Source organism: Nostoc sp. (genome assembly GCF_036917775.1).
In the GTDB taxonomy this organism is placed as follows: Bacteria; Cyanobacteriota; Cyanobacteriia; order Cyanobacteriales; family Nostocaceae; genus Nostoc.
This window is the reverse complement of sequence record NZ_JBALEQ010000143.1, coordinates 1-24206: the sequence shown is the minus strand read 5'-3', so window position 1 is coordinate 24206 and position 24206 is coordinate 1. Positions and strand designations below refer to the sequence as shown.

Sequence of the window (24206 nt, the reverse complement as noted above, 5' to 3'; positions counted from 1 at the left end):
CTGTTTAATACCTAAGATTATTCATACTTTTGCTAAGTCTCTGATTAACTCAGCCCTGCTGGGTCATTTTGCATGGCTTAGTCTAAACTCCAGTAGCAAGCAGGAAAAATGGGAGTAGATTTGCTGAAATTCTTTGACAAAAGCTGGTTTTGAAGTCGCAAAAGCTAGTTTTGGAGTCGCAAAAGCTGGTTTTGAAGTCGCAAAAGCTAGTTTTGGAGTCGCAAAAGCTAGCTTACGAGTCAGAAACTTAGTTTACAAGTCGCAAAACTTGATTTTTGTAGGTAGGATGAAGGGTGATATTTTTATCTGGAAGCGTGGGGAATGTGGAGACTTGAGGAAAAGTGCGATCGGGTTAGTTAATTAAGGATTTTCAAACCACATATTTATGCTGCTATCAATTAATTGTTATGGTGTAGATATGTGGCTTTAATTATTATGTATTAATTTTCTCTATAAAATTAATAAAATCATCAAATAGCTAAGATAACAGACATTCCCAAGGAAAATCAACTAGATAATTTATAATATACTCAAATACAGCATTATGAATTTTTTTTGTTTCATTAAAAATATCTGCATTGCTGCCCGAAAATTCTTTTTTGTACATTTGCACGAAAAAATTATCTATTAATTTATCATTTGATAAAATTTGATCTGCTTGCTTTATAATACTTAATTCAAAACCTAATACTTTTTCAATTTCACTATAAAAAAATACATTGCTTTCTTTATATTCTATACCCTTGATTTCTTGATTATCAACATACTTACCAAAGATATAATCTAATGTTTTTTCTATAAAATCATCACTAGCTTCACGACTTAAAAACTCTAGTAACCAAATCAAACTATTGGATTTTTGTGTTGCAAAATCCAACTCACTTTTTAGAGGATAAGTCTTTCTATGTATTGATTCTGGCTCAAAAGAATTAATTTTCTCATATATTTTATCTTGCAAAAGTTTTTCAATTCTTTGTGAGAGTGTTAATTCTAAAATATATCGATCATTTCGACCTGTTGCAATTATCTTATTGCTTAAATTTATAAAAATTCGTATAGATTCTAATGCTGATTTATTTGTTGAGTAATGTTCTGTAATGCTAACTTTACTATAATTCTTTAAACATTTCAAAAACTTCTTTTTCAAAAGCTTAAAACATTGTTTCTGAGACTGAGGGAAATTTATTTGTGGCTTTGTATTACCAAAATCTATTCGATGTGGACATTCTGTTTCAGATTGAGGATGAATAAAAGCAGCAGTTCTTGTTGTTCCATCTGAAAGAGTATGTTATTTTCTTAGATGCACTACTACTTTACAATGTGGGCACTGAAAAATTCCATAATAATCTGGATAATCTACTTCAGATGCTTGGACTATTCTTCCAGTAGCTATATGGCGAGCTTCTTTCATATTCAACTTTTAACTTAAAGATAATTCTAATAATATAATATACTTAAACCCAGCATTCTCAGTTCAATCCCAAATAACATCTTCTGTGCAATGTCATAAAAGGTGGCTCAATATTAGCCCACTGTGTTGTTACCCAGCTATGAAACTGGTCACGGCGATTAATTACAGCAACCAATGGACCTGTATCTAGCAATACACATCGCCTCATCACGAACCGTAACCATCCATATAATCTTTATTAGTAGACAAATCGCTTGCTGCTTCCACACAACCAACGTATTCTTGAGCAATAGTCAAAGCTGAAACACCTGACTTTATTTCTTCAACAGATAACTCTTGCTTTTGTATTTTCGCAAGTAAAAATTCTACAAAATCTAATGTCTCTTGTTGCTTATCAGGAGGTAATATTCTTACCTTGCCTAGAATAATTTCCTCAATGCTCATTTTTTCTAGCCTCTGGTATCAACTAATATCTTTGTAAATTTTAAAATATTATTTGGCTGTATGCCTTTATCAATTATAAATTTATCAAGCGCGAGTGGTTGATAAACAGTCTATAATAAGGTCATAGTGAAAAATTTTTTCAATCTTAGAAGTTAATTATGCTTATAAAATTTGAAGAAATATATAGAGATATTGATACTTTACCAGAAGAAGCTCAAATATTACTACTTGATTTTATTCAGTTACTCAAAAAGCGGTATCCTCAATCAGAATCAAAAAATCATAGTCAAGAAAAAAGTCTTTATGATAAGTTTGATGAAATTGGATTAATTGGTTGTTGTTCTGTTGAAGAAAATTTATCAATAACCTATAAGGAAGTTTTAAAGAATTGCTGAATTTGATTTACTAATTGCTCGTGTTGCACTTGCAGAAAATTACACTTTGGTCACAAACAATACTCGTCACTACGAACGCATTAATGGATTAAAATTGGAAAACTGGACTCTGCCTTAAAAACTTAGAAAAGCAGGCATATTAACTATGACTCCACCAACGCTAGATAAAATCACCAGCCTCCAAGAACAGAGATTTCTTTTACCTGGACATTACACTTGGGAAGAATTTGAGGAACTTGAAGCCTTAACAGCAGATGCGCCAGGTTTGCGGATATCTTATCTTGATGGCTGTGTGGAATTTATGACTCTTGGTGAACAACATGAGATGCTAAAAAAAGTAATCGCTATATTGCTGGAAGCTTACTTTTTTGACAGAGGTATAAATTTTATCCCTGTAGGTAGTGCTACTAGTTGCGCGGAAGAAAAGGGAGCTTCCTTTGAACCTGATGAATCTTATTATATAGGGCAGAAAAAAGAAAATCCTGATTTAGCAATTGAAGTAAATATTACCAGTGGCAGCATAGATAAATTAGAAAAATATAAGCGTTTTAACATTAATGAAGTCTGGTTTTGGGAAAATAATCAGTTATCTGTATATCATCTCAATAATGATAACTATGAGCAAATTAATCAAAGTCAATTACTACCAGAACTAGATATAAGTTTGTTAGAACGTTGCGTTTTAATGCCTTCAATAATTGAAGCAAGGACAGAATTTATTAAAGAAATTCGACAGTAATATTTTAATTATTTGTATCCAAATATCATGACAGATAGAACAGATTTATCAAAAATAATTGCCAGTACAGGCGACAATCCACTAATTTTATCACCTGAAAGTTTGCCGTCACAAGAAGACGTAGAACTTGAGCGAAAGCTGAGAGAACTTAAATTTAAACAAGAACTAAGAAAAGATTGGATTTTATTTATTGTCAGGGATGTAGTAATTTTTCCTGCGGCTATGCTTTTTATTTTTGCTGCCAGTGGTTATTCCCTATTTCTTCATATTCATGGGTAACTTACTCTGATTACAATTTTTAATCAACCATAGAGGCGCAGAGTACACAGAGAAAAGATAATTTTTTTACCTTAAACAAGGGGATTGGACCCCTTGTTTTAATATTTCACCACGCTTTTGATGATTTATTTTTCTGGTGGCAAATCTACACTGTAAACAGTCTCCCCAGCCAAGTTACGCAATGTTACAGTCATCACCTTTGTATAAGCATCAATTTTGACTCCTCCAAAGAATTGCAAACCTTCACTTGGAGGACGATTTGCTTTTGTACCTGGAGGAAGGCTTTGAAATATCAATTGGGGGCCAAAGGTATTTTCTAGTTGGTTTGGCCCAAATGTGCCAGAGTTCAGAGGCCCGGCGACAAACTCCCAAAAAGGCTTAAAGTCGGTAAACTGTGCTTTGCTGGGGTCATAATAGTGGGCTGCTGCATAATGTACATCAGCAGTTAACCAAACAACATTCTGGATATTCTTATTTTTGATAAATCTGAGTAAATCTGCAAGTTCCAGTTCTCTTCCTAAAGCCGGGCCATCTCCGTTAGCCCAAGCTTCAAAGTTGGTGCTACCATCTCTAACAATCAATCCCAGAGGCATATCACTAGCAATCACTTTCCATGTTGCTTTTGATGACAGCAATTGCCTTTTTAACCATTGTATTTGTGTTCTACCCGTAAATTCTGTGTCTTTACTGGGTACTGGCTGATTATTAGGGCTATTCGGCCCCCGATAGGTGCGCTCATCTAGCATGAAAATGTCTAATAATGGGCCATGCTTAAAGGAGCGATAAATTTTCGCTTTGTCTGGCTCATTGGTTGTATACCCAATAGGCAGATATTCCAAAAATGCTTGTCTTGCTCTTTTAGCTAGCAAGTTAACATCCTTAACGGTATAACGGTCATCGTTGAGGATAGTTTGTCCAGGATACCAATTGTTTCTTGTTTCGTGGTCGTCCCACTGTGCCAATATTGGAACATCAGCGTTGAAACGCTTGATGTTTTCATCTAACAAATTGTAAATGTAGTTGCCACGAAATTCTGTAAGAGTTTCTGCTACCTTTGATTTTTCTGGTGTAGTGATGTTTTTCCAGATTGTGCCGTCGTCTAACTTTACTTCTGATTGAATGGGGCCATCAGCATAAATGTTATCGCCAGAGTGAATGAAAAAGTCGGGATTAAGCTGACGCATGGTTTCGTAAATTTTCATCCCACCAAAATCAGGATTAATTCCCCATCCCTGACCGGCGGTGTCGCCACCCCAAACAAAGAATATATCTCGCCCAAATTTGGGGGGAGTTCGGAAAGAGCCTTTGACAGGAGCGCTGTAAGTGCCTTTATAATCTAAGTCTTGGAAGATTACCCGATAAAATAATTGTTGGTCTGATGGCAGGTTTCTCAGATAAAGTCGTGCTGTAAAGTCGCTATTTTGTAAAGCATTGGGCCCGACAACTCGCTGCACATTTCTAAAAGATTCGCTGGTAGAGTATTCTACGATCATTTTGGCGGGGCGATCGCTACGACTCCAAATAACAATACTATCGTTAGAAATATCTCCGCTAGCTACGCCATAAGGTATGCCAGGACGCATTTTATCTGAGGTGATAATTGCAGGTGCTTCAGCAAAAACTTGTGATTTTGACACAAAATTGGTGGATATAATTCCACCTGCCGTTATCGCTGAACGTAGCAAAAACTGGCGACGGTTTAGCCTCAATGGGTTATGAGATTCCATACTAAATAATGGCAATTTTAAAAAGTATTACAAAATAAGCTTTTACCACTTTATTTTATAATAAGAAGTAAAGATTAAGTTATCTAAGGGTTAATAAAAAATTTTCAATTTAATTGAACTAAATAGGTTTCTTTACCTTACCTTAAAGTCTACTTAAAGTAATGAACTCAAAATAATATAAATACACTTATCTGGCTACTTGTTATTTCTTCTTTGTGTAAGTACCGGGAAAGGCTTTTTTAGCTTTGAGCAGTCAATTTTTAGTAAAAATGGCATTTAAAAACCGTTGGTTCAGTCACTCTCTTTTAAGAAGAAGCATCTTCTGTGGGATTAAATTACACATTTGCTGATAAAGCTAATACTTTCACCAGTTCTACAACTTACGAAATTGTTGATGAAGATTTCACATTTTTTCCAGAACTTCTCCAAATACTGAACTCTTATCTGATAAAGTGTCTTATAGAAAATTACCTGATCCCACAACATCAGATGGTACTCTTGTTGCTTGTGGTATTGGTTTTATATTAAATAGAAAGAGAACATTAATAAAAAAGATTAAAATATAACTTTTGTATTAAGTGAATATTTTGATATAATTTGCGGCTCAAAATATGCTCGTAGCGCTTAACACATCGCTATAGGAAATGGTGTGTTATTGCCTTAGAATAATGCAATCTAATTAAAATTTACTTGAAAAATAGCCTCTAATGATAAGCTGCTAAATGTCTACGCTTTCATAAATATATTGGATTTGCTGAGATACTCTATATTCCCACATCTACACTGTGAATTTTGGTTAGTAATCTGGGAAAGATAAGTTTATAACGATTCATGAACTTTGAAATCATAGAGCCGAGTATTCATAATGTTGCCAAAAATATTACCTCAGCAGTCAATACATGAGAGTATATCGACTATTAGTAGTACATCAAATACTGATGAGTCAAATTTTCGATTAGAGTCAACGTTACAAGAATTACTCTCTTGGCAAGTTCACATTGAAATAGAGTGTCCAGGGAATGATTTAGTTACGCTCTTTAAGCAAGAGCCTTTATTGCCAGGAATTATCCTCATTAATAATCAAGAGTATGTAGGGATGATTTCACGGCGGAAATTTTTTGAGTATATGAGCTACCCCTACAGTTTGGCTTTATTTTCTACAAAACCGATTAAGATTCTTTACAAGTTTTTCCAGACAGAGATATTAGCCATTTTTGAGGATACATCTATTGTTAAAGCCACTGAGATAACTTTGCAACGACCACCTAAAATTGCATACGAGCCAATTTTGATTAAAACTACGTGTGGAAAATATAAGCTGGTCGATTTTCATCAATTACTCTTAGCCTACTCTCAAATTCATGTATTAACACTCGTTCAGCTACAACAAGTAGAGGAACAATCTAGAGTTGCTAAAGCAGGCTTTCGCGATCTTCAAGAAAACTATACGCGATTAATTCAGAATGAAAAAATGGCTGCATTAGGACAACTTGTTGCTGGTATTGCACACGAAATCAACAATCCTGTCAACTTTATTGCTGGGAACCTTGTTCACGCCATCGAATATAGTCAAAATCTGCTCAATATCATTAGATTGTACCAAGAATCTTATCCTGAACCAGAAACGGAAATTAAAACTGCGATCGCACAAATTGAACTGGATTTTTTAACTACCGATCTCCCCCTTCTTCTTGCTTCTATGCAGGTTGGTACCAAGCGAATCGAGCAAATTATTCTTTCTTTACGAAATTTTTCTCGTCTGGATGAATCTGAGAAAAAATTAGTTGATATCCATGAAGGTATTGATAGTACGCTAATAATCTTACAAAGTCGTCTTCAAAATAACCAAATAGGTAAAAACATCAACATAATTAAAGAATACGCCAATCTTCCCAAAATAGAGTGCTACCCTGGGTTACTCAATCAGGTATTTATGAATATTTTGGTGAATGCTATTGATGCTCTTGAAGAGTCATTTGTCATTAGTCATCCGTCATTGGTAAGGGATCAAGCAAAAATTTGCATTCAGACTCAACTCACTGATGACAACCAAGTAATTATTCGCATTTCCGATAATGGATCGGGAATTCCAGAGAGTTTGCAAAAGCAATTATTCGATCCATTTTTTACTACTAAACCCGTTGGTAAAGGAACTGGATTAGGTTTATCTATTAGTTATCAAATTGTTGTGGAAAAACACGGTGGTCATCTGCAATGTATATCAACGCTCGGCAAAGGGACTGAGTTTATTATTGAAATTCCGACTCACCTAAATTCTAAGCTTGTTTAGAAAATCAAACAATAACCAAACCAGGGACATTCTTAGTCATTTTTTCTCCATTTAGATATTGAATTCTAACTATAAGTCCCTGCTGTTTCACTTGTTACTGTAACAGGCTCTGACACGATATCATCTATTTTATTAAACTCTCCAGCCCGCCAGCTATCTGTTGTATCCTTGATAAAACTAGCAATCGGAATTGCAATTAACAAACCCAGCACCCCTCCTAACTTTGCCCCCAGCAACAAAGAAATCACTACCCACACGGGATTTAAACCAGTTAAATTACCAAGAATTCGAGGTGCAACAAAATTAGAATTAACTTGGTCGATTGCAACAGCTATACCTAATACTTCAACTCCTAACCAAAAGTTTTGTAATGCCACCAAAAGGCTTACTATGGCAATGCCGAATCCTGTACCAAAGGGGAAGAGAGAAAATAAACCAATCCCAATACCAAAAAGTAGAGCTAAGGGAACTCGCAGCGTCAAAAATGCCAGTGTAATTGTCACCCCCAATACGGCTCCCAATGTTGCTTGACCGATAAAGTAATTGTGGAAGTCTTCTCGCAGTAATTCTCGTAATCTTAACCCAATGTTATGGGGAAACCACTGAAATATTCCGTCCCAAAGACGTTCGCCGTTTAATATTAGATAAACAGTTAGCACTACCGCCAACAACACATTGAGAACAATACCAATGGTATCAACAGCGAAACCAAGAATTCTGCCAGTGAAAGACTGAAGTTGGTTAGATAATCGTTCCAGAACTTGGGTAAATAACCCACTTAAATTAATAGGAAGCTGTTGCTGACTTAATGCCCAATCCTGGAAAGTTTGGAGTTGCTGAGTACCAGAATCAATCCAACTTGGCAAAATATTGGCTAGCTCAACGAGTTGTTGGATAATTAGGGGAACTAAGGTAATGCCTAAAGCTACTAAAACCACTAGAGTTAAAAGCAACACTCCTGCGATCGCTAGGTTACGTTTTACCCCTTGTTCTTGCAAAAACTGGATTGGATAGTTTAAGACAAAAGCCAGTAGAATGGCGGCGGCAATAATGCTGATCAATGGCTGAAAATACTGCACCACCTGGAGCAATAGCCAACCGTTGAGAATAATAATCGGAAATGCCAATCCTATAGTTAACCATCGCGGTAGTTTGTTTGCTGATTGCATTAGTGATGACTCCACAAGAGTTATAACTTTATTTTGGCTGCTAGGAGAGGAGGCAGGGGGCAGGGGAGACAAGGGGACAAGGGGACAAGAGGTGAGAAGTTAAAACAAGTCTTTCCCCTTGTCCCCAATTCTCCTTGTCTCCAAGTCCTCTTGCCAATTCCCAATGCCCAATTCCCAATTCCCATTAAGATTGATTTCTCTCCATAAAATCCAACATAATTTGCCGATGCGTATTCCCCAAAGGGCGTACTTCGCGGGCGTTTTGCGAATAACAGTTACCTTGGTGAATATCTTCTGGGGTCAATAATCCCATATCCCAGCCTTCATTTAAAACCAGTTGATTTAATTCCACTAATAGTGGTGCATGAAAGACATGACGGACAACCCTTTCGTCGGTATAACAGCCAAATTCCATAAAGGGTGGTAGCTCATAGCCAATTTCTTCTAAAATTTCTCGCTTCACTGCGACATCTGGCGTTTCACCAGGTTCGAGATGACCGCCAAATAGCGCCCAGTAACCAGGGTAGAGAATACCGGGGATGTTGTCGCGTAGTTGCATGAGAAACTTGTTTTCTTGATAGAGAATTGCGATCGCTACATGCACCGGTTGATTGTTCATATATGATTAATTTTTAATTGCTGATTACTCTTCTTCTAGATAAACTTCCCCCAATTCTTTACCACCTAAAGGGATGCTTTGGTAGCGAATTTTACCCTTAATCACCACTTGCGCTCCCTTTGCTAGATTTTTTTGATTGGTGATAACCCAAATTTTGCCAGTCGAGTCATTAATTTGATAGGCCCATTGCTTCATCAGAGGAGCTTGTTTTTCCACCTGACCTTGGATGTAAACTGTAGCCAGATTGTCTTGTTCTGGTTTTATTTCTCGAATTGGCGTGACATTGCTACCAATTTGGAAATTAGTCCCATTCAAGCCTGATGAGGTTAAACTACCACAACTACAAAGTCCTACCACCAATAAAAAAATCAACCCCAGACGGTAAGAAACAATACTATGCGCGGATAAGAACGAAAGGGAAAAATTTCTTGTTTGTTGCATGAAAGCCACTGATTGAGCAAATTTTTGCTTCACTGCTTGCTTTGTCGCCAGTTTCATTAGGTCAGTTCCCATCTATAATATTCTTTCTCTGTGGTTTCAGAAACACGCTCTCAACTGAGCAAAAAATGTTCTGAATTTCAGCCTGCAATTCTTTATTCTTCAGATAAAGCCGTTGATCTGAGAAAATAAGCATTATGGATTGACTGTGAGAGAAACGCTACGACATCAAGCAGATACACAATAATAGTTAAAAGTCAATAGGCAATATTTTTACTCTAGACTTTTGGATAAAAAGCGAATTAATTTATAATTGGGAATTTTCATGGAAACAAAAACTGCCAAACTCCTTGATGGGAAAGCTCTAGCTGCAAAAATTCAGCAAGAACTTTCTGTAGCCATTACACAATTACAACCAGAAATTGGACGACCTCCTGGTTTAGCAGTGTTAATGGTTGGTGATAACCCAGCGTCAGCTGCTTATGTCCGCAATAAAGAAAAAGCCTGTGCAAAAGTTGGCATCGCCTCTTTTGGTAAGCATTTTCCTGCCGAAACTACCTTTGGGGAGTTACAAGAAGTCATTGCTGCACTAAACCACGATGAACGGGTGGATGGAATTCTTGTGCAGCTCCCCTTACCTAAGCACTTAGATAGTGTGGCTCTGCTACATCAAATTGATCCCGATAAAGATGCTGATGGACTACACCCAGTTAACTTAGGGCGACTAGTACGGGGAGAAATAGGTTTACGCAGCTGCACCCCGGATGGTGTGATGCGGCTTTTGCAAGAATATGAGATTCCATTGCAAGGAAAACAGGCAGTAGTGGTGGGACGGAGTATTTTGGTGGGTAAACCTATGGCGCTGATGCTACTAGAAGCTGATGCTACAGTCACGATCGCTCACTCGCGATCGCATGACCTCAAAAGCATCACCCAAAATGCTGATATTCTAATTGCAGCAGCAGGTCGTCCCGGACTCATCACTGCTGATATGGTAAAACCAGGTGCTGTTGTGGTAGATGTGGGAATGAATCGTGTCACCGATGCTAGTGGCAAAAGTCGCTTAATTGGAGATGTTGACTTCGAATCAACTGCTGGTGTTGCAGGATTTATCACCCCCGTTCCTGGTGGTGTTGGCCCTATGACTGTTGCCATATTGTTACAAAATACCTTCACCAGCTATTCCAGAGCAGCAAGAAAATGAAAAAGAGTGAGGAGTTATCAGTGATAACTAATGAGTGATGAGTTAAGAATTATTAATCCTAACTCCTATACAAACGTGATTAATCGCGTCTCAACTCTTAACTCCTAATTCCTAACTCATAATTGTGAACTCTTCATTTTTTCAGCCCCACAGCACCTTAAAATTGTGACGTATAAGACAAAAATCCCAAAGTGTCAGGAATTGAAGAATGGTAGCAACTGATAACGTTCAAAAGACACCACCAGAGGAAGCCACATTTAACTTAGTAGCCTATCTCAAAGAGCGACAAAAGCTTTGTGATAATGCTTTGGATCAGGCTATCCCCATCATTTATCCAGAAAAGATTTATGAGGCGATGCGCTACTCGTTATTAGCTGGCGGCAAGCGTGTACGTCCCATTCTTTGCCTTGCTACCTGTGAAATGATGGGCGGTACTATCGAAATGGCTATGCCAACAGCTTGTGCTGTGGAGATGATCCACACAATGTCTTTGATTCATGACGATCTTCCAGCGATGGATAATGACGATTACCGTCGGGGAAAGCTGACAAATCATAAAGTCTATGGCGAAGATGTGGCAATTTTGGCTGGAGACGGCTTGTTGGCACTCGCTTTTGAGTTAGTTGCCCTTAAAACCCCCCAAAGCGTTAACAGAGAGCTAACCTTGCAGGTAATTGTTCGTCTTGGTCGAGCGCTGGGGGCAGCTGGTTTGGTTGGTGGTCAAGTTGTCGATTTAGAATGTGAGGGGAAATCAGATATTTCTCTAGAAACGCTAAATTTCATTCATAGACACAAAACATCCGCCCTTTTGGAAGCTTGCGTAGTTTCTGGCGGGATCATCGCTGGGGCATCAACTGAAGATGTGCAGCGACTGACTCGTTATGCTGAAAATATTGGGCTAGCATTCCAAATCATAGATGATATTCTGGATATCACTTCTACAAAAGAGCAATTAGGTAAAACAGCTGGTAAAGACCAAAAAGCAAAGAAAGTGACCTATCCTAGCCTTTGGGGACTTGAAGAATCGCGCTTAAAAGCCCAAGAGCTAGTTAAAGTAGCTTGTGCAGAATTAGAACCATTTGGAAACAGAGCCAAGCCACTCCAAGCGATCGCTCATTTTATTACTAGCCGCAATAACTAGCAACGCTTTGCGGGATTCTAAATTCTTATACCGTATGGGTTTCATTGATTGGGAATGGGTGGTTTCTTTACATCATGCTGTACTACTACCGCCCAGCAGAATTGAAAATTCAAAATTCAAAAAGCTTATATTTAATTAGCTTTCAGACAATTTTGAATAATTGATCTGTTTCCGCCGTAATGTACTAGGTTAATTTGGGATTTTGGGTTGAATCTAAATGTTTCCTCAACCAACAACCGCTGCTAATATTTACTAACCTAACCAAAATACCATGCAGGACATAGGCAACATTTTAGACAACCGGGTGCTGCTGGTTGCTCTGGTCGCTTGTTTAATTGCTCAAGCATTAAAGCTCGTAGTCGAGATCATCAAAAATCGCAAACTGAATATCCGTGTTTTGGTGACAACTGGAGGTATGCCCAGTGCCCATTCAGCTTTAGTTACAGCTTTAGCGGCTGGTGTAGGGCAAACACTTGGTTGGGCATCTCCTGATTTTGCCGTTGCGATGGTTTTTGCCATCATCGTCATGTACGATGCAGCCGGAGTTCGCCAAGCGGCTGGTAAGCAAGCTCGTATCCTCAATCAAATGATTGATGAATTATTTCATGAAAAACCAGACTTTAGCCAAGACCGTCTGAAGGAATTACTTGGACATACACCAGTTCAGGTAATAGCTGGGTCGGCTTTGGGTATAACCATCTGTTGGTTAGCTAGTTTTGCTTATTTAAACTAGGGCAATAAATCCTTACTTGAGCGACTATTTTTAATTGGGAACTGGTAATTTGTCAGCTGACAAATTACCAACTTGGTAGATCGCATCAGTATTCTAGAAAACTTAATATCACTACAATCGCACAGTTGAGCGCAGTAGAATCACTTTACGGCTATCTACTATGCTGGCAACAAAACCGCCATTGTTCAGCTTCTGCAATGTATTGTATGCTTCACTTTGATTGGTGGTATAAACTGCTAACAAGTAAGGGCGTTGTCCATAAGAAACAAACCCTACGTTACCTCCTACTGCTTGCTGTACGCTATTTACTAGTTCAGGACGATTGTAATAATCTACCAGCACTGCAAAACCCTCTCCTAATGCTTGAGGATTATAGTTAACTGTTTGCTGAGGTGGCTGTTGTTGTAGTTGTGGCTGTGTTTGTGGCGGCTGTACATTTGCCGTTGTTGGTCGAGTGGTGATGATGGCAGACAAGCCAACAATATTACTTACATACCTTGCCCATCGATTGGCATCATCAATCTTTTTAAACCCCCCTATCCGCGTCACAGTTTCGTTGAGATATTTGCAGGTAATGGTTTTCAGTTCAGGCGGTAAGGCGCTACGCAACTGCTTTTGATTATCAGCTGTGGGACTAACTACTAATAAAAGATACTCACCTGAAGTCGGTGGTTGACAAGCAGGAATAGCTTGTTGAGCAAAAACAGAACTCATGCCACCAATCAACCCTGCAATCGCTAATCCTAAAACACTTGGTAAAGTCTGAAATCTATGCACAAAAGTTAGATTATGTAAATCAAGGTGTCTTAGAAGATTTTATAAGAAAAAAGCTGAAAACCTACTTACTTCAGTGTGGGAATGGAAGGACTGTTACAAAACATATTTTGTTCTTACCAAATAAAATTGGGGACTGGGAACTGAGAACTGGAAAAGCTGGGGAAGAAGTGATACCCAATACCCAATACCCAATGCCCAATACCCAATTCCCAATTCCCCATTCCCCATTCCCCATTTTTAAGATACAGTAGCCAACGATGCTAAAGCATCTGGTATTGTCTCAGAAGGAGCCTGGAATTCTCCAGTGATAACGTACTCTAAACGCAGTTTTAACCAAGTAATAAATTGGGGATTAGTTGAAATAATTGCTACTGATGGTTGGGGACACTTTGCCTTGATTTGTGCAAATTGAGGTGCTTCCAAAAAAGCTGGTTGCTCAATCAACCAAAAATCTATTTGTTTTTCTTGTTCGTGGTAGTGACGAGTGCGTTCTTTGATAACTTCGTGTATCGGTTCTTCTTGGAGAAGAAAGCGTTGACTTGCCAAAACGTAATAGTATGTTTGCATTTTCATCCTTTGGTTGCTGTGTGAATCATGTAAGGGCACAGTACGGCATTCTGTACCCTTATCAACTAACTCTTAGGGGATTTCTTGAACCAAGAACTGAACGGACAAGCACTTCCCGACTTTTGGGCATTTGTCTGTTTGCCACCAGATGTTAGCTTTTCCAAGAACAGATTATTGTCGAAGTAGTGTTCTAAGGAAATAACCTTCAAGTCATCGGTAACTTTTGCAATACTCATGCCGATAATTTCTATTGTCTCTCCAGTAGGTGCATGGCCTTTATATTCTCCGTTAAAATGTCCCCAATGCCGCCATTTGAATGTGACATTTGGTGGCCCTGAGAAAACTTCCAGAACTTCCCAAGGAAATCCTTGGGGAAATGTTGTGTGGAAGACTTTTGCGGATGATTCAAAGGTTTCTTCTGAAGCTTTGTAATGCTCTGAATCAGGCATAAATAGATTGTAAGTACCTTGGGCTGATAAATCTGCTGCGGTATACTCTACTCCGCCATTGGTACTCACACGAAACTGTTCATTGACAATAGATAACCACTGTTGTGGGTTAGCTTTGAAAGATACCTCCATCTCGAAGGTTCGCACTAAGTTTTGCACGATCGCTTCCAGTGTCCCTTCAAGGTGATTGTGGATACTTTCTTGGGCAAGATTTTCTTTAGAACGAGAATAATCAGGCGGTGTCTGATAGCGCCACTCGACATCAGTGCTTTCTGCTATCACTTTATCTCTATCCTGTACCCAAAGTGGCAGGTTGTTAGACTGTGTTGCGCTCATAGAAGTTTTTGCTGAAGATTTGATCCCAATTTCTAGATTTCGCAGTGATAACCCCTCTTTTAAGATACGGGATCGGGGCAAGGGAGCAGGGGGCAGAGGAGGCAGAGGAGCAGGGGAGGCAGAGGGGAGGGGTTTGAATCCCCTTCTAAATTGAACCTTCTGCCCTCTGCCCTCTGCCTTCTGCCTTCTTCAATCCCATTCCCCATTACCTATTCCCCATTCCCCCTTATAGCTTGCTTCATCTCGCGGACTGCCCTTTCTATACCTACTAATGCTGCCCGACTGATGATGGTATGACCAATGTTCAGTTCTTCCATACCTGGAAGCGCAGCCACCGGATAGACGTTCCAATAGGTGAGTCCATGACCAGCGTTGACTCGCAATCCAGCTTCAATCGCTTGTTGACAACCTTTAGCTAATATGGCTAATTCTCGGTGGCGATTTGTTTCATCCTTAGCCTCAGCATATTGTCCGGTGTGCAACTCGATAAACTGAGCCTGTACCTTGACAGATGCTTCGATTTGTGCTGGTTCGGCATCGATAAATAAACTAACTGGAATGCTAGCGCTTTGCAATTTATCGACTATCTCACCTATTCTAGCAATTTGGCCAATAATATCTAGTCCGCCTTCTGTTGTGACTTCTTCGCGCTTTTCGGGTACTAAAGTCACGTAATCTGGTTTGATATCTAGAGCGATCGCGAGCATTTCTTCTGTTGCGGCCATTTCTAAATTAAGATGCGATCGCACTGTTTGCCGCAATATACGCACATCCCGGTCTTGGATATGTCGCCGATCTTCGCGCAGATGCACCGTAATTCCATCAGCACCCGCTAATTCTGCTAGCACCGCCGCCGCTACCGGGTCTGGTTCTACCGTCCGCCGCGCTTGCCGGATGGTGGCAATGTGGTCAATGTTAACGCCAAGTGTAGGCACCCCAAATTTCTCCCAATTCCACAATCCTCAAAACTTAATTTTACCGGAAATTGGGGTAGTTTTGCTTAAGAGCTAAATAGGGCTTACACAGGAGGCAAGGAAGGCTCTTGAGGAAATAAAGAAATTTAATATCTCCTCCTCTCCCCCTGCTTCTCTTCTTACCCTGCCTCCCCTGCTCTCTTCAGTGAGAGATTATCAAGAAACACTCAGCATTTGGGCGGCTAGCTTATGCACCAATTTCATTCGCTGAGGCTTGAGTTGACTTGGCGAAAAAAACTTGACATCAAAAAGCCTTGATAGTATATTTGTACTATTAAAAATACTTAGGGACTTTCATCTGTGTGGATTGCGGATGCCTCAACTCTTGAAGCAATTAAAAAACATCTTGGGCAACTAAAAGAAAAAAAGGTCAGCTTTTAACGGGCAAAATATTGTTGCATAAAACTTTAACACTGGCGATTACCCAACAGGAGGGCAAAATTAATGAGGCTATCTAAGGTAGACTTGAGCGGTTTAGTAGCGATCGCTCACTCTGATGGATATTTGCAGTTATTGCTAGATCGAGGTGACGAACTAGAGTTTTTGGAAATTCCGGCACCGATACAAGCTTATGAAGGATTGCAAGAACTGAACGAGGCAATCGCCCATACGCCTGCACTACCCTTTGAAGAAGAACCAATAGCTATGCTACCAGTTAGCTCATCAATGGCGATCGCTGTAGGATACGATCGCGACGAACAAATTTTGCAAGTTGAGTTTCAAAGTGGATCTGTTTATCAGTACTTAGGCGTAGACGAGGATACTTGGGAAGATTTACACGCCTCTGATTCAGTTGGCAGGTTTTTCAATCAAGAGATTAAAGGCAGATATGACTGCGATCGTCTAGATAATGCAGATTATACTATTGACTAAAACTGCGTTTAGGGTTTTCAATTGGTACGTGATCGAGTAAACACAATTCTTGTTGTTACCCAAAGCATAAACAAGAGCAATAAGACATACACCAGTGGTATTTTCTTCAGAGACAATAGAAAAAGCCCACATAATCAAACGCAGTTATGACAACTACACTTATTTCTGCTGTTAAACCAAAAGCCGAAGATAGTTTTGCTATTAGTTTTGCACCATTGTCTCTTGAAGAAATCTATGCCAAGTCTGACGATCCAGCTAACGGTGCTGTGGTTCTGATGAGTGGCGTAGTTCGCAATCAAACTGATGGTAAACCTGTAATTGCTCTAGAGTATCAAGCTTATGAACCTATGGCATTGCAGATATTTTATCAAATTGCTGCTGATATTCGCTTATCTACGTCTGATGTAAATCGGATAGTGATTCATCATCGCACCGGACGTTTGCAAGTTGGAGAAATTAGCGTTTTAGTCGCAGTAGGTTGTCCTCATCGGAGTGAGGCATTTGAAGCTTGCCAGTATGCTATTGATACCCTCAAACACAATGCACCTATATGGAAGAAAGAACATTGGGAAGATGGTTCTAGTTGCTGGGTAAGTATCGGTGCTTGCGAACAGTTAGCAGAAAATTGTTCTTAGACCAATTTTATGTAAGGCTGCGCTTTATTCACGTAGGGGCAATTCATGAATTGCCCCTACAGTCTATAGTTTGACATCAGTCTTTATATTCGCAAAACAAGAATTTTTGTTGCATTTGTTTACAAAAACTACATTGCTCTATTGAGGTTTGTAAATAATTTGTATTTCCCCAAGGAATATTCCTTTAGACTGATCTTTAACTGAAAAATGTGGGAATAAACACAAATGCATTCGTTAAATATATTTTGTCACGAATTTGTAGTTGCTGTTTCCTTTGTAGCTTGCATTGTTGGACTGGTGTTACTGTGGGACAGTAAGCAACAAAAAAGTGACGTGGAAGAAACAGAAGTAATTCTGTTTAGAATGAGCTTTACTTATTGGCTAGTTTACTGTGTAGCTTTTGGCATAGAGAAAATAATTTTACCCGAATGGGCATCTGTAGTTATGACTTTAAAAATAACTACCGCTCTGTCATATTTCTTAACTTTTTCGTGTATTGTTAGTCTGCCACTACACAAATTTGCAGTCCACCGTGTTGAAGAATAGACATTGGGAATTGGGAATTGGAGATGATTAAGATTTCATTGCGATCGCTAATGCCGTTTCCAGTTCTGACTGCGCCAAAGGAGTTAAAATAAACACTTCTTGTACCGTCTTCCCCTGCCGTGCAATTACTTTATAGCCACCGCGAATTGGTACTGAGACACGGAGTTGCATTTTTGGACAATGACCTCTTGCCCGCCCAATCACTCCCGGCGTTACTGTTTGGATGCCATCCTGCTGACAAAGACGTTCTAAAATTGGGATCAGACCAGAAAGGTGTGTCGAGTGATTCCAAACCAGTCTGGCAGCTTTTTGTGTTCGCGTAGCGTCTCGTAGAGAAGCCGCCCGGAGCGAATCTGCGGTGGGTTTGCCCATAATAATTAAGCTGCTTCTAGAGGTGCCATTGTCAAACCTGCTCGGCGCAGCTGCTGGTGATAAAGTTCCGCAGGTTCTTGAGGGCCGACCCAAACGATCGCTTGACCTTCATAGTGTACCTGATTAGTCAGATCCCATGCGCGATCGCCACTCATTCCTGGAATATATTTCATCAAACATTCAGCCACGTGTTGGAATGTATTAAAATCATCATTTAATACAATCACTTTGTAATTCGGATAAGTCTTACGGATAACTTGACTAGACCGTTCAGGAGTTATAGTTGGTGCTGTGGTCATCCCGTAAACATCTGCTGAAACGTTTCTAACCATATAACAATTGGTCAATAAGATTTTACAAAACTACAATTAACTAGTTTAGTCCATTGTCATTTGTCCTTTGTCCTTTGTTTTAACAAATGACCAATGACAAATGACCAATGACTAGCTACCGCCAATTATCCCAGTTTTCGTTAAAAATGGATGTATCAGGGAAAGCGGTGGGGTTGCCATTTTGTTGCAAAAGCCGTTTGAGTGCTTCGAGTTGTAGCTCTTGTTTAGGTAAATTATCGACTAGTTGGTAGGGTGCGATCGCATTTTTGATGGCAAAACTAGCAACAGTTCCCGCAGCCGCGCCAGACGACCATTCAAAGGAATGAACTCGATAGGCAGCAGCAGCAATATGACTAGTAGCAATGCTTTTCCCTCCTACTAGTAAATTATCAATTTTCTGGGGAATCATCGCTCTTAGAGCAATTTGGAAGGGATAAGCAAGGCCCGCACCACGCCTTTCACCTGGACGTTCTGTGTTACCTGGGGCTTCTGGGGGACTATTTACCATACAAGGATGGAAATCTATAGCATAGTGACCAATACCCACAGCATCGGGGAAGATGGTAGAACGAGTCCGTCGCATTGCCTTGTCTGGTGGGACTTTACCATCAATTACTGATATTGCTTCCAAACCTGCAACTGCTGCTCGTAGCCTCCGATACATATCTGCTGGTAGAGTCTGGGAGTAATACTGATCATTATAATCTCGGCGAGAAATATCAATTTCCCAAATACCAAAGCCAGCAGGTTGTCCCCAACTGGGGCGGCCAATGATGCGCCGTCCTTCGCGCATATAGGGATATTTTGATAAGCCATGGACTGTTCCCATCGGGGAATTTAACCCAGAAACAAAGCGATTATTGGTTTGCTGCTGCTTTACACCTTCCCCTAGTTGGGAATCTGTAGTCCCAGCTACTAGCCAGTAATAGAATGAGAGGGCATTTTCTTCAGCTTTGCGGAGGGTTTCTGTCCGCAGTCCTCCCATCCAACCACCTGGGTTTAACTGTCCAGTAGATTGTAACTGTTGGCGACTGTAAATCAGGTTATCCTTGGCTGTTCCGGGGCGGTAGTCGTTACCCCAAGTCCAGTTTTGCATAGAGATATCCCCTGGTGTTGCAGCAGTAAAGCTTACACCTCCGAATTTTGCTGGTTTCCCTTTGTTGGGACTCCAAATGCGACGATAGGTGAAAACTAAATCAAAGTTAGCCAGTCGCGTTAATTCATAGCTAAAATATGGCGCATATTGTAAATAGAAGGGTGGCATTGTCTGCGGTTGCGGTTCCTTAGTTGCCTCCATTGCAAAAGTGTAGGTAAATCCTTGAGGGCAATAAGGGTCGTTATTGGCGCTGGAAGCAGAAGGTTCTAGGTAAGAACGGGCATCAATGCCTAATCGATAGGGAACATCAGCAAGGGCAATAATTTCTCCAGTTTCGCTAGCATCTACGACGTACCATTTCGGAGCATCCCCTTTCGCTTCCTTGGGGAGAAAACGGAGAATAGTTTTAGTAAATCGAGATGAATTTTCGTAACTATAAGAATCTTCAATACTTTGAGATAAAGTAAAGGTATTGAGAGGTGGTGCGCCTTTTGGTGGTTGATGTTGGATAGCGATCGCACTATTAATTATTTTGCCATCAGCAGCAATTTCCAAATCCTTAATTACCGTGTTGGGAAACCATTGCAACTTCCCTTTGCCCTGCTTTTCGGCATCTTTGAGCATATCAGTCAAAATGGCGTGAGCATCGCGGGGAAGAAAGCAGGATTCACTTACCCAACAGTCACCGGGGTTAAGTTTACCGTATTTGCGCCCAATGCGCTTTCGCAATTCTAGGTAGCCGCGAGAATAGAATTTGAGAGACCGTTGAGTTGGGCGTTCGTCTAACGCAGATGTCCCTTGAGAAGAAATTTGTCCTCCCAGCCAGTCAGTAATTTCCGTCAGACAAACCGTTCGTCCTGCTAGCAACCCCTCGTAAGCTGTAGCGACACCAGATAGTCCACCACCCACAACTAAAATCTCGCAGTTCACACTTTTATCTGGAGTTCTTGGTAGTGTAGCGTTTGCGGGATCAAATGCAACTAAGGTAGATATTAAATTGAAACCGATCAGCGATGTCAAGCTATAAGCTACTTTTTGTCTGTGCTTCATGGTTAAAAAACCGCTCCAAATCCTGTGTCACCTTGTAGAAGGTAGCATCCAAGAAATGTTCATCACAAGTTTATCAGAGTAAATATATTTAAATATAAGTTTTATACCTAAAATACTCAGTATGTCGGTCAAATGTACCTTGAAGTGATTAAAACTCAGTTAAAAGTGCTGATTTCTGAGTACTTTTTTCCTGATATATAGGAATCCGGTTTGATTTTTGAAACGATCTACGTAGATAGGGAATAGGAAAGAAGCCTCTTGCCTCCTACGCAAATAATCATGGATACGCTACGCTGCGCGAACACAAATCAAAGTGGATTGCGATATTACCTAAATGTTCGCAAAATATCATCTGTGCCAACGCACAGAATTCTTAAATGAGTAACTAATAATGTTTAGCTGAAACTGTGCTGATTTGATCTATTTTCCTAAAATTAAAAACTGCTCCTGTTGAAAGTAGCAAGAGCAGTTGTTAATCGCAAAGCCCAAAACAAGAATTTAGGCATCTTCAAGTTCAAATTGAGCTACCGTAACAGCATTAAAAGCGAATGCCAAAACTAAGGGCATCGGCGACTGAAACCAAAAGGTAAAAAGAACAGCTATGATTGTGCCAATCACTGCGGACATCGACCACAATCTTTCTTCAAATGTCAATCCCTTCTCAGCTTTAATCCCTCTAAGAACATTAACTGGGATTGGTTCTGGCATTACCCCACCCGGAGGGAAAGCCCAGAAGTTGTTACGTCGTTCAACAAATAAATCTGTCCAGCCATTTTCTTGGCACCATGCCTCAATCCATTGAAGTGAGTAATGATTCATCATCGGGTTTGGGAGTTCGGTTTGTAGAAGTTGTGTACTCGGTGAATGTAAACTCTTAGAGATTCCTGAAGAACTAACTAATCGCTATAAAATTAACGCTAATTATCCAATTTTTAAGCTTTGTTAAGCACTGGTAACGCTTATAATTGCGTTTAAACCTTACTTTCACTAATTAAAAGATTAGCAGTTGATGGCGGCTATTTAATTTAAAAGACAATAAACTTTACTTGGAAAGTTGTAAGTCAAGAATTGTAAATAAGCCGGTGAGTATTACTGCTTAATAAAACTCTTTATATCCTGAAATTTAAATCTAGAAATGAATAATTGTGAACAAATCAACAAGTGTTAGGCATCGTCTGTTGTAGATATTATTTTATCCAGCAAAAATATTCCTTTAGAGTTAGAGATTTCAAATTCTTTCATCATTAAGAGTGATATTATGCTCCCCTTCTATGTTTTGCTAAAGCTTGCTTGATGTGACAAGTAATTTATACTCAATTATTGCGATCGCTATTTCGTAATTATTATCCTGCTTTAGTGCGAACCTCCTAGATTGCCTTTCTCTACCCAAAGTCGGAGGCATAATTTTGCTCAAGGTGAGAAGCTTATGCCTTTTTTGCGTTACAAAATATTAAGCAAGGGAAATACACATCCCCCAAATCCAGTAGCAAGGCTGCGAGTCTCAATTAGAATCAGCCAGTCTTGCTAATATTCAAATGCGGTAAGCTTAAATGCAGCGATTAGACACCAAATTGACTCTCGATATGTTTTGGCGGCAAGGGTTGGCGTTCCTTCTCGGAATTATTATCTGGTGCGTGGCTGATCCCGCGCTGGCAGTAGACTGGACTCATCCACTGTCATTTAGTAATGCAGAGTTGACAAGACGTGATTTTTCTGGTGAAAGTTTGCAAGCTGCGGAGTTTTCTAACGCCAATATGGAACTGGCTAACTTTTCAAACGCTGATTTGCGGGGAGCAGTCATGAGTGCTTCGGTGATGACAAAAGCAAATCTCCACGGAGCAGATTTAACGAATGCAATGGTCGATCAGGTAAACTTGACTAGGGCCGATTTGAGCGATGCAGTTTTCAAAGAAGCTCTTTTGCTCCGCGCCATATTTAATGATGTAAATATAGACGGTGCAGATTTTACAGATGCAATTTTGGATAGAGCGCAAATCAAAGAACTGTGCGGTAAAGCCAGTGGTGTGAATTCCAAAACAGGTGTGCAAACTCGTGAATCTCTAGGATGTCAATGAAACGTGTTGGTGTAATTGGTGGTGGACAACTTGCCTGGATGATGGCGGATGCAGCACAGAAGCTAGGAGTAGAATTAGTAGTACAAACTCCAAGCGTTCACGACCCGGCCGTGTCAATCGCTCAGGAAACTGTCTTCGCGCCAGTTGATGACGCAAGTGCTACGGAAATATTAGCTCAAAAATGTGATGTCATCACCTTTGAAAATGAATTTGTTAATCTGCAAGCTTTATCTGTTTTAGCACAGCAAGGCGTTTGTTTTCGTCCCAGCTTAAAAGCTTTAGCTCCACTTTTAGATAAATATCATCAGCGTTGCTACTTACGCGACTTGGGTTTACCAGTTCCTCGATTTTTCGCCCTTGACGAGGTGGAAAATATCAAATCAAAAATAGAATATCTAGGTTTTCCAGCAGTCCTCAAAGCCCGCCGCCACGGTTATGATGGTCAGGGTACTTTCATAATTCAGGATTTTGCTACTTTAGAGCAAAAGCTAAGTTATGAAACTATAACAAAACCTTTAAATGAATCATTTTTCTTGTTAGAAGAATTTGTCCCTTTTGAAAGAGAACTAGCAGTAATTGCAGCGCGTTCTGTGGAGGGAGAAATTGTCACTTACCCAGTAGTGGAAACCCAACAAGAACAACAAGTATGTCGGCGGGTAATTGCGCCTGCTGATATTAGACCTAATCAAGTAGCAGAAATTCAAGCGATCGCACATACTCTATTAAATAGCCTAGAAGTAGTCGGAATTTTTGGAATTGAGCTATTTCTCAGCGCTGATGGCAAAGTGCTGGTAAATGAAATTGCGCCTCGTACCCACAATTCTGGGCATTTTTCTATTGACGCTTGTGAAACTTCTCAATTTGAACAGCACCTTAGAGCCGTTTGTGGTTTACCTTTAGGGAATCCAGCTTTACAGTGCGCTGGCGCTGTGATGGTTAACCTGCTGGGGTATGAAAATTCTCACAGCGACTACCAAAGCCAGCGTCAACAAATAGCAGAAATTCCCCAAGCGCACATTCACTGGTATGGGAAGACAGAATCACGTCCTGGGCGAAAGTTGGGACATATCACTGTTTTACTGGATAATCAGAATAGAGAATCGGCAAGTACCATCGCCCACACCATAGAATCTATCTGGTATCCCAGGTAAATTGAGCAGAAACTTTCGATGTTGAACACACAACATCTTTTGAAAAGCTATAATGAGTGAGTTGCACTACGACGTTGGTGACTGCCATCAAGTTTTTTGATCTATGCCTTTAATGACAAGGGAGTCAACTGTTCTCGTGGCAGTATACCGGGCATGTACCCGGAAACTTTAAACGAGGAATTTAGGTTCCCACCTGGATAAACCCAGGTCATAAACTTAGGTAAAACGGCGTCGCGGTGAACTTAAAATTATTAGCTCCCAAAGTTAATTAGAACTTGGGAGCTTTAATTATAGGACTTACGCATTGACAAAAAACATCATCTATGGAGTCTAGATAATGCCATGACTGCTAAGGTTTGCAAAAATATGCTCACGTACAACTAA

At 39.9% G+C, this 24206-nt stretch carries 27 protein-coding genes and 1 other RNA gene; 14 read left to right on the top strand and 14 right to left on the bottom strand.

Going from position 1 to position 24206, the window contains the following annotated elements:
- Positions 1–133 precede the first annotated feature (133 nt).
- Entirely contained in the window at positions 134–364 is a 231-nt protein-coding gene (locus V7K69_RS28790) for a hypothetical protein (RefSeq protein ID WP_335040852.1), read from the top strand.
- 114 nt (positions 365–478) lie between these two features.
- On the opposite strand, the gene V7K69_RS28785 is transcribed toward V7K69_RS28790, so the two are convergent.
- Positions 479–1132 (bottom strand): hypothetical protein, encoded by a 654-nt coding sequence (locus tag V7K69_RS28785; protein WP_335040850.1) that lies wholly within the window; start codon positions 1130–1132, stop codon positions 479–481.
- Between the two features lie 486 nt (positions 1133–1618).
- Positions 1619–1855 (bottom strand): DUF2281 domain-containing protein, encoded by a 237-nt coding sequence (locus V7K69_RS28780; protein WP_335040849.1) that lies wholly within the window; start codon positions 1853–1855, stop codon positions 1619–1621.
- Positions 1856–2013: 158 nt separating this feature from the next.
- On the opposite strand from V7K69_RS28780, the gene V7K69_RS28775 reads away from it, so the two are divergent.
- The 3 genes from V7K69_RS28775 (at position 2014) to V7K69_RS28765 (ending at position 3268) form a co-directional block, all read left to right on the top strand.
- Entirely contained in the window at positions 2014–2250 is a 237-nt protein-coding gene (locus tag V7K69_RS28775; protein ID WP_335040847.1) for a DUF2281 domain-containing protein, read from the top strand.
- Between the two features lie 145 nt (positions 2251–2395).
- Entirely contained in the window at positions 2396–2989 is a 594-nt protein-coding gene (locus V7K69_RS28770) for a Uma2 family endonuclease (RefSeq protein WP_335040845.1), read from the top strand.
- Between the two features lie 27 nt (positions 2990–3016).
- Positions 3017–3268, top strand: a complete 252-nt coding sequence (locus V7K69_RS28765; protein ID WP_335040842.1) for a hypothetical protein — start codon at positions 3017–3019, stop codon at positions 3266–3268.
- Positions 3269–3393: 125 nt separating this feature from the next.
- Here V7K69_RS28765 and V7K69_RS28760 read toward each other — a convergent pair whose 3' ends face one another.
- On the bottom strand, positions 3394–4995 hold the full coding sequence (locus tag V7K69_RS28760) for an alkaline phosphatase D family protein (RefSeq protein WP_335040840.1): 1602 nt from the start codon (positions 4993–4995) through the stop codon (positions 3394–3396).
- Between the two features lie 865 nt (positions 4996–5860).
- Here V7K69_RS28760 and V7K69_RS28755 point away from each other — a divergent pair.
- Positions 5861–7285: a sensor histidine kinase gene (locus tag V7K69_RS28755; protein WP_335040838.1), complete on the top strand. Its 1425-nt coding sequence runs from the start codon at positions 5861–5863 to the stop codon at positions 7283–7285.
- 65 nt (positions 7286–7350) lie between these two features.
- Here V7K69_RS28755 and V7K69_RS28750 read toward each other — a convergent pair whose 3' ends face one another.
- The 3 genes from V7K69_RS28750 to V7K69_RS28740 form a co-directional block, all read right to left on the bottom strand.
- Positions 7351–8454, bottom strand: a complete 1104-nt coding sequence (locus tag V7K69_RS28750; RefSeq protein WP_335040836.1) for an AI-2E family transporter — start codon at positions 8452–8454, stop codon at positions 7351–7353.
- A gap of 184 nt (positions 8455–8638) precedes the next feature.
- Positions 8639–9073, bottom strand: coding sequence for an NUDIX hydrolase (locus V7K69_RS28745; RefSeq protein ID WP_335040834.1), 435 nt, complete (start codon positions 9071–9073; stop codon positions 8639–8641).
- A gap of 24 nt (positions 9074–9097) precedes the next feature.
- Entirely contained in the window at positions 9098–9586 is a 489-nt protein-coding gene (locus V7K69_RS28740; RefSeq protein ID WP_335040832.1) for a hypothetical protein, read from the bottom strand.
- Positions 9587–9836: 250 nt separating this feature from the next.
- Between V7K69_RS28740 and folD the strand changes: the two genes are divergently transcribed.
- From folD to V7K69_RS28725, 3 genes are all read left to right on the top strand, one after another.
- Positions 9837–10715, top strand: a complete 879-nt coding sequence (gene folD / locus V7K69_RS28735; protein WP_335040830.1) for a bifunctional methylenetetrahydrofolate dehydrogenase/methenyltetrahydrofolate cyclohydrolase FolD — start codon at positions 9837–9839, stop codon at positions 10713–10715.
- A gap of 208 nt (positions 10716–10923) precedes the next feature.
- On the top strand, positions 10924–11856 hold the full coding sequence (crtE, locus tag V7K69_RS28730) for a geranylgeranyl diphosphate synthase CrtE (RefSeq protein ID WP_335040828.1): 933 nt from the start codon (positions 10924–10926) through the stop codon (positions 11854–11856).
- 271 nt (positions 11857–12127) lie between these two features.
- A complete protein-coding gene (locus V7K69_RS28725) occupies positions 12128–12589 on the top strand; it encodes a divergent PAP2 family protein (protein ID WP_163938860.1) in 462 nt (153 codons plus the stop codon).
- 111 nt (positions 12590–12700) lie between these two features.
- On the opposite strand, the gene V7K69_RS28720 is transcribed toward V7K69_RS28725, so the two are convergent.
- From V7K69_RS28720 to V7K69_RS28705, 4 genes are all read right to left on the bottom strand, one after another.
- Positions 12701–13366, bottom strand: a complete 666-nt coding sequence (locus V7K69_RS28720) for a hypothetical protein (RefSeq protein ID WP_335040824.1) — start codon at positions 13364–13366, stop codon at positions 12701–12703.
- 237 nt (positions 13367–13603) lie between these two features.
- Positions 13604–13933, bottom strand: a complete 330-nt coding sequence (locus tag V7K69_RS28715; protein ID WP_335040821.1) for an MgPME-cyclase complex family protein — start codon at positions 13931–13933, stop codon at positions 13604–13606.
- Positions 13934–13998: 65 nt separating this feature from the next.
- Positions 13999–14718 carry a SnoaL-like polyketide cyclase gene (locus tag V7K69_RS28710; protein WP_114084698.1) on the bottom strand — a complete coding sequence of 240 codons (720 nt, stop codon included), beginning with the start codon at positions 14716–14718 and terminating at the stop codon, positions 13999–14001.
- Between the two features lie 209 nt (positions 14719–14927).
- Positions 14928–15653 carry a pyridoxine 5'-phosphate synthase gene (locus V7K69_RS28705; RefSeq protein WP_335040818.1) on the bottom strand — a complete coding sequence of 242 codons (726 nt, stop codon included), beginning with the start codon at positions 15651–15653 and terminating at the stop codon, positions 14928–14930.
- Positions 15654–16136: 483 nt separating this feature from the next.
- Between V7K69_RS28705 and V7K69_RS28700 the strand changes: the two genes are divergently transcribed.
- From V7K69_RS28700 to V7K69_RS28690, 3 genes are all read left to right on the top strand, one after another.
- Positions 16137–16565 (top strand): KTSC domain-containing protein, encoded by a 429-nt coding sequence (locus V7K69_RS28700; RefSeq protein WP_335040816.1) that lies wholly within the window; start codon positions 16137–16139, stop codon positions 16563–16565.
- A gap of 146 nt (positions 16566–16711) precedes the next feature.
- Entirely contained in the window at positions 16712–17200 is a 489-nt protein-coding gene (locus V7K69_RS28695; RefSeq protein WP_335040813.1) for a molybdenum cofactor biosynthesis protein MoaE, read from the top strand.
- Between the two features lie 225 nt (positions 17201–17425).
- Positions 17426–17746 (top strand): hypothetical protein, encoded by a 321-nt coding sequence (locus V7K69_RS28690; protein ID WP_193947626.1) that lies wholly within the window; start codon positions 17426–17428, stop codon positions 17744–17746.
- A gap of 27 nt (positions 17747–17773) precedes the next feature.
- Here V7K69_RS28690 and V7K69_RS28685 read toward each other — a convergent pair whose 3' ends face one another.
- The 4 genes from V7K69_RS28685 to V7K69_RS28670 form a co-directional block, all read right to left on the bottom strand.
- Positions 17774–18118 carry a DUF2103 domain-containing protein gene (locus V7K69_RS28685; protein WP_012410422.1) on the bottom strand — a complete coding sequence of 115 codons (345 nt, stop codon included), beginning with the start codon at positions 18116–18118 and terminating at the stop codon, positions 17774–17776.
- Positions 18119–18123: 5 nt separating this feature from the next.
- Positions 18124–18450, bottom strand: a complete 327-nt coding sequence (gene clpS / locus V7K69_RS28680; RefSeq protein ID WP_335040805.1) for an ATP-dependent Clp protease adapter ClpS — start codon at positions 18448–18450, stop codon at positions 18124–18126.
- A 115-nt stretch (positions 18451–18565) separates the two neighbouring features.
- A complete protein-coding gene (locus tag V7K69_RS28675; protein ID WP_335040802.1) occupies positions 18566–20596 on the bottom strand; it encodes an FAD-dependent oxidoreductase in 2031 nt (676 codons plus the stop codon).
- Between the two features lie 498 nt (positions 20597–21094).
- The gene (locus tag V7K69_RS28670) at positions 21095–21418 is read right to left on the bottom strand and encodes a hypothetical protein (RefSeq protein WP_012410419.1); all 324 of its coding nucleotides are present in this window, start codon (positions 21416–21418) and stop codon (positions 21095–21097) included.
- A gap of 761 nt (positions 21419–22179) precedes the next feature.
- Here V7K69_RS28670 and V7K69_RS28665 point away from each other — a divergent pair.
- From V7K69_RS28665 to ssrS, 3 genes are all read left to right on the top strand, one after another.
- A complete protein-coding gene (locus V7K69_RS28665; RefSeq protein ID WP_335040857.1) occupies positions 22180–22671 on the top strand; it encodes a pentapeptide repeat-containing protein in 492 nt (163 codons plus the stop codon).
- Positions 22668–23822: a 5-(carboxyamino)imidazole ribonucleotide synthase gene (locus tag V7K69_RS28660; protein WP_335040854.1), complete on the top strand. Its 1155-nt coding sequence runs from the start codon at positions 22668–22670 to the stop codon at positions 23820–23822. The genes V7K69_RS28665 and V7K69_RS28660 overlap by 4 nt, the downstream gene beginning before the upstream one ends.
- Before the next feature lie 60 nt (positions 23823–23882).
- Positions 23883–24066: non-coding RNA, 6S RNA (gene ssrS / locus V7K69_RS28655), on the top strand.
- Positions 24067–24206 lie beyond the last annotated feature (140 nt).

What these genes read in the sequence shown, in the direction of transcription:
- V7K69_RS28780 (WP_335040849.1), bottom strand. Translation starts at nt 1,855, where the DNA reads ATGAGCATTGAGGAAATTATTCTAGGCAAGGTAAGAATATTACCTCCT.
- V7K69_RS28775 (WP_335040847.1), top strand. Translation starts at nt 2,014, where the DNA reads ATGCTTATAAAATTTGAAGAAATATATAGAGATATTGATACTTTACCA.
- V7K69_RS28770 (WP_335040845.1), top strand. Translation starts at nt 2,396, where the DNA reads ATGACTCCACCAACGCTAGATAAAATCACCAGCCTCCAAGAACAGAGA.
- V7K69_RS28765 (WP_335040842.1), top strand. Translation starts at nt 3,017, where the DNA reads ATGACAGATAGAACAGATTTATCAAAAATAATTGCCAGTACAGGCGAC.
- V7K69_RS28760 (WP_335040840.1), bottom strand. Translation starts at nt 4,995, where the DNA reads ATGGAATCTCATAACCCATTGAGGCTAAACCGTCGCCAGTTTTTGCTA.
- V7K69_RS28755 (WP_335040838.1), top strand. Translation starts at nt 5,861, where the DNA reads ATGTTGCCAAAAATATTACCTCAGCAGTCAATACATGAGAGTATATCG.
- V7K69_RS28750 (WP_335040836.1), bottom strand. Translation starts at nt 8,454, where the DNA reads ATGCAATCAGCAAACAAACTACCGCGATGGTTAACTATAGGATTGGCA.
- V7K69_RS28745 (WP_335040834.1), bottom strand. Translation starts at nt 9,073, where the DNA reads ATGAACAATCAACCGGTGCATGTAGCGATCGCAATTCTCTATCAAGAA.
- V7K69_RS28740 (WP_335040832.1), bottom strand. Translation starts at nt 9,586, where the DNA reads ATGGGAACTGACCTAATGAAACTGGCGACAAAGCAAGCAGTGAAGCAA.
- folD (WP_335040830.1), top strand. Translation starts at nt 9,837, where the DNA reads ATGGAAACAAAAACTGCCAAACTCCTTGATGGGAAAGCTCTAGCTGCA.
- crtE (WP_335040828.1), top strand. Translation starts at nt 10,924, where the DNA reads ATGGTAGCAACTGATAACGTTCAAAAGACACCACCAGAGGAAGCCACA.
- V7K69_RS28725 (WP_163938860.1), top strand. Translation starts at nt 12,128, where the DNA reads ATGCAGGACATAGGCAACATTTTAGACAACCGGGTGCTGCTGGTTGCT.
- V7K69_RS28715 (WP_335040821.1), bottom strand. Translation starts at nt 13,933, where the DNA reads ATGCAAACATACTATTACGTTTTGGCAAGTCAACGCTTTCTTCTCCAA.
- V7K69_RS28710 (WP_114084698.1), bottom strand. Translation starts at nt 14,718, where the DNA reads ATGAGCGCAACACAGTCTAACAACCTGCCACTTTGGGTACAGGATAGA.
- V7K69_RS28700 (WP_335040816.1), top strand. Translation starts at nt 16,137, where the DNA reads ATGAGGCTATCTAAGGTAGACTTGAGCGGTTTAGTAGCGATCGCTCAC.
- V7K69_RS28695 (WP_335040813.1), top strand. Translation starts at nt 16,712, where the DNA reads ATGACAACTACACTTATTTCTGCTGTTAAACCAAAAGCCGAAGATAGT.
- V7K69_RS28690 (WP_193947626.1), top strand. Translation starts at nt 17,426, where the DNA reads ATGCATTCGTTAAATATATTTTGTCACGAATTTGTAGTTGCTGTTTCC.
- V7K69_RS28685 (WP_012410422.1), bottom strand. Translation starts at nt 18,118, where the DNA reads ATGGGCAAACCCACCGCAGATTCGCTCCGGGCGGCTTCTCTACGAGAC.
- clpS (WP_335040805.1), bottom strand. Translation starts at nt 18,450, where the DNA reads ATGGTTAGAAACGTTTCAGCAGATGTTTACGGGATGACCACAGCACCA.
- V7K69_RS28675 (WP_335040802.1), bottom strand. Translation starts at nt 20,596, where the DNA reads ATGAAGCACAGACAAAAAGTAGCTTATAGCTTGACATCGCTGATCGGT.
- V7K69_RS28670 (WP_012410419.1), bottom strand. Translation starts at nt 21,418, where the DNA reads ATGATGAATCATTACTCACTTCAATGGATTGAGGCATGGTGCCAAGAA.
- V7K69_RS28665 (WP_335040857.1), top strand. Translation starts at nt 22,180, where the DNA reads ATGTTTTGGCGGCAAGGGTTGGCGTTCCTTCTCGGAATTATTATCTGG.
- V7K69_RS28660 (WP_335040854.1), top strand. Translation starts at nt 22,668, where the DNA reads ATGAAACGTGTTGGTGTAATTGGTGGTGGACAACTTGCCTGGATGATG.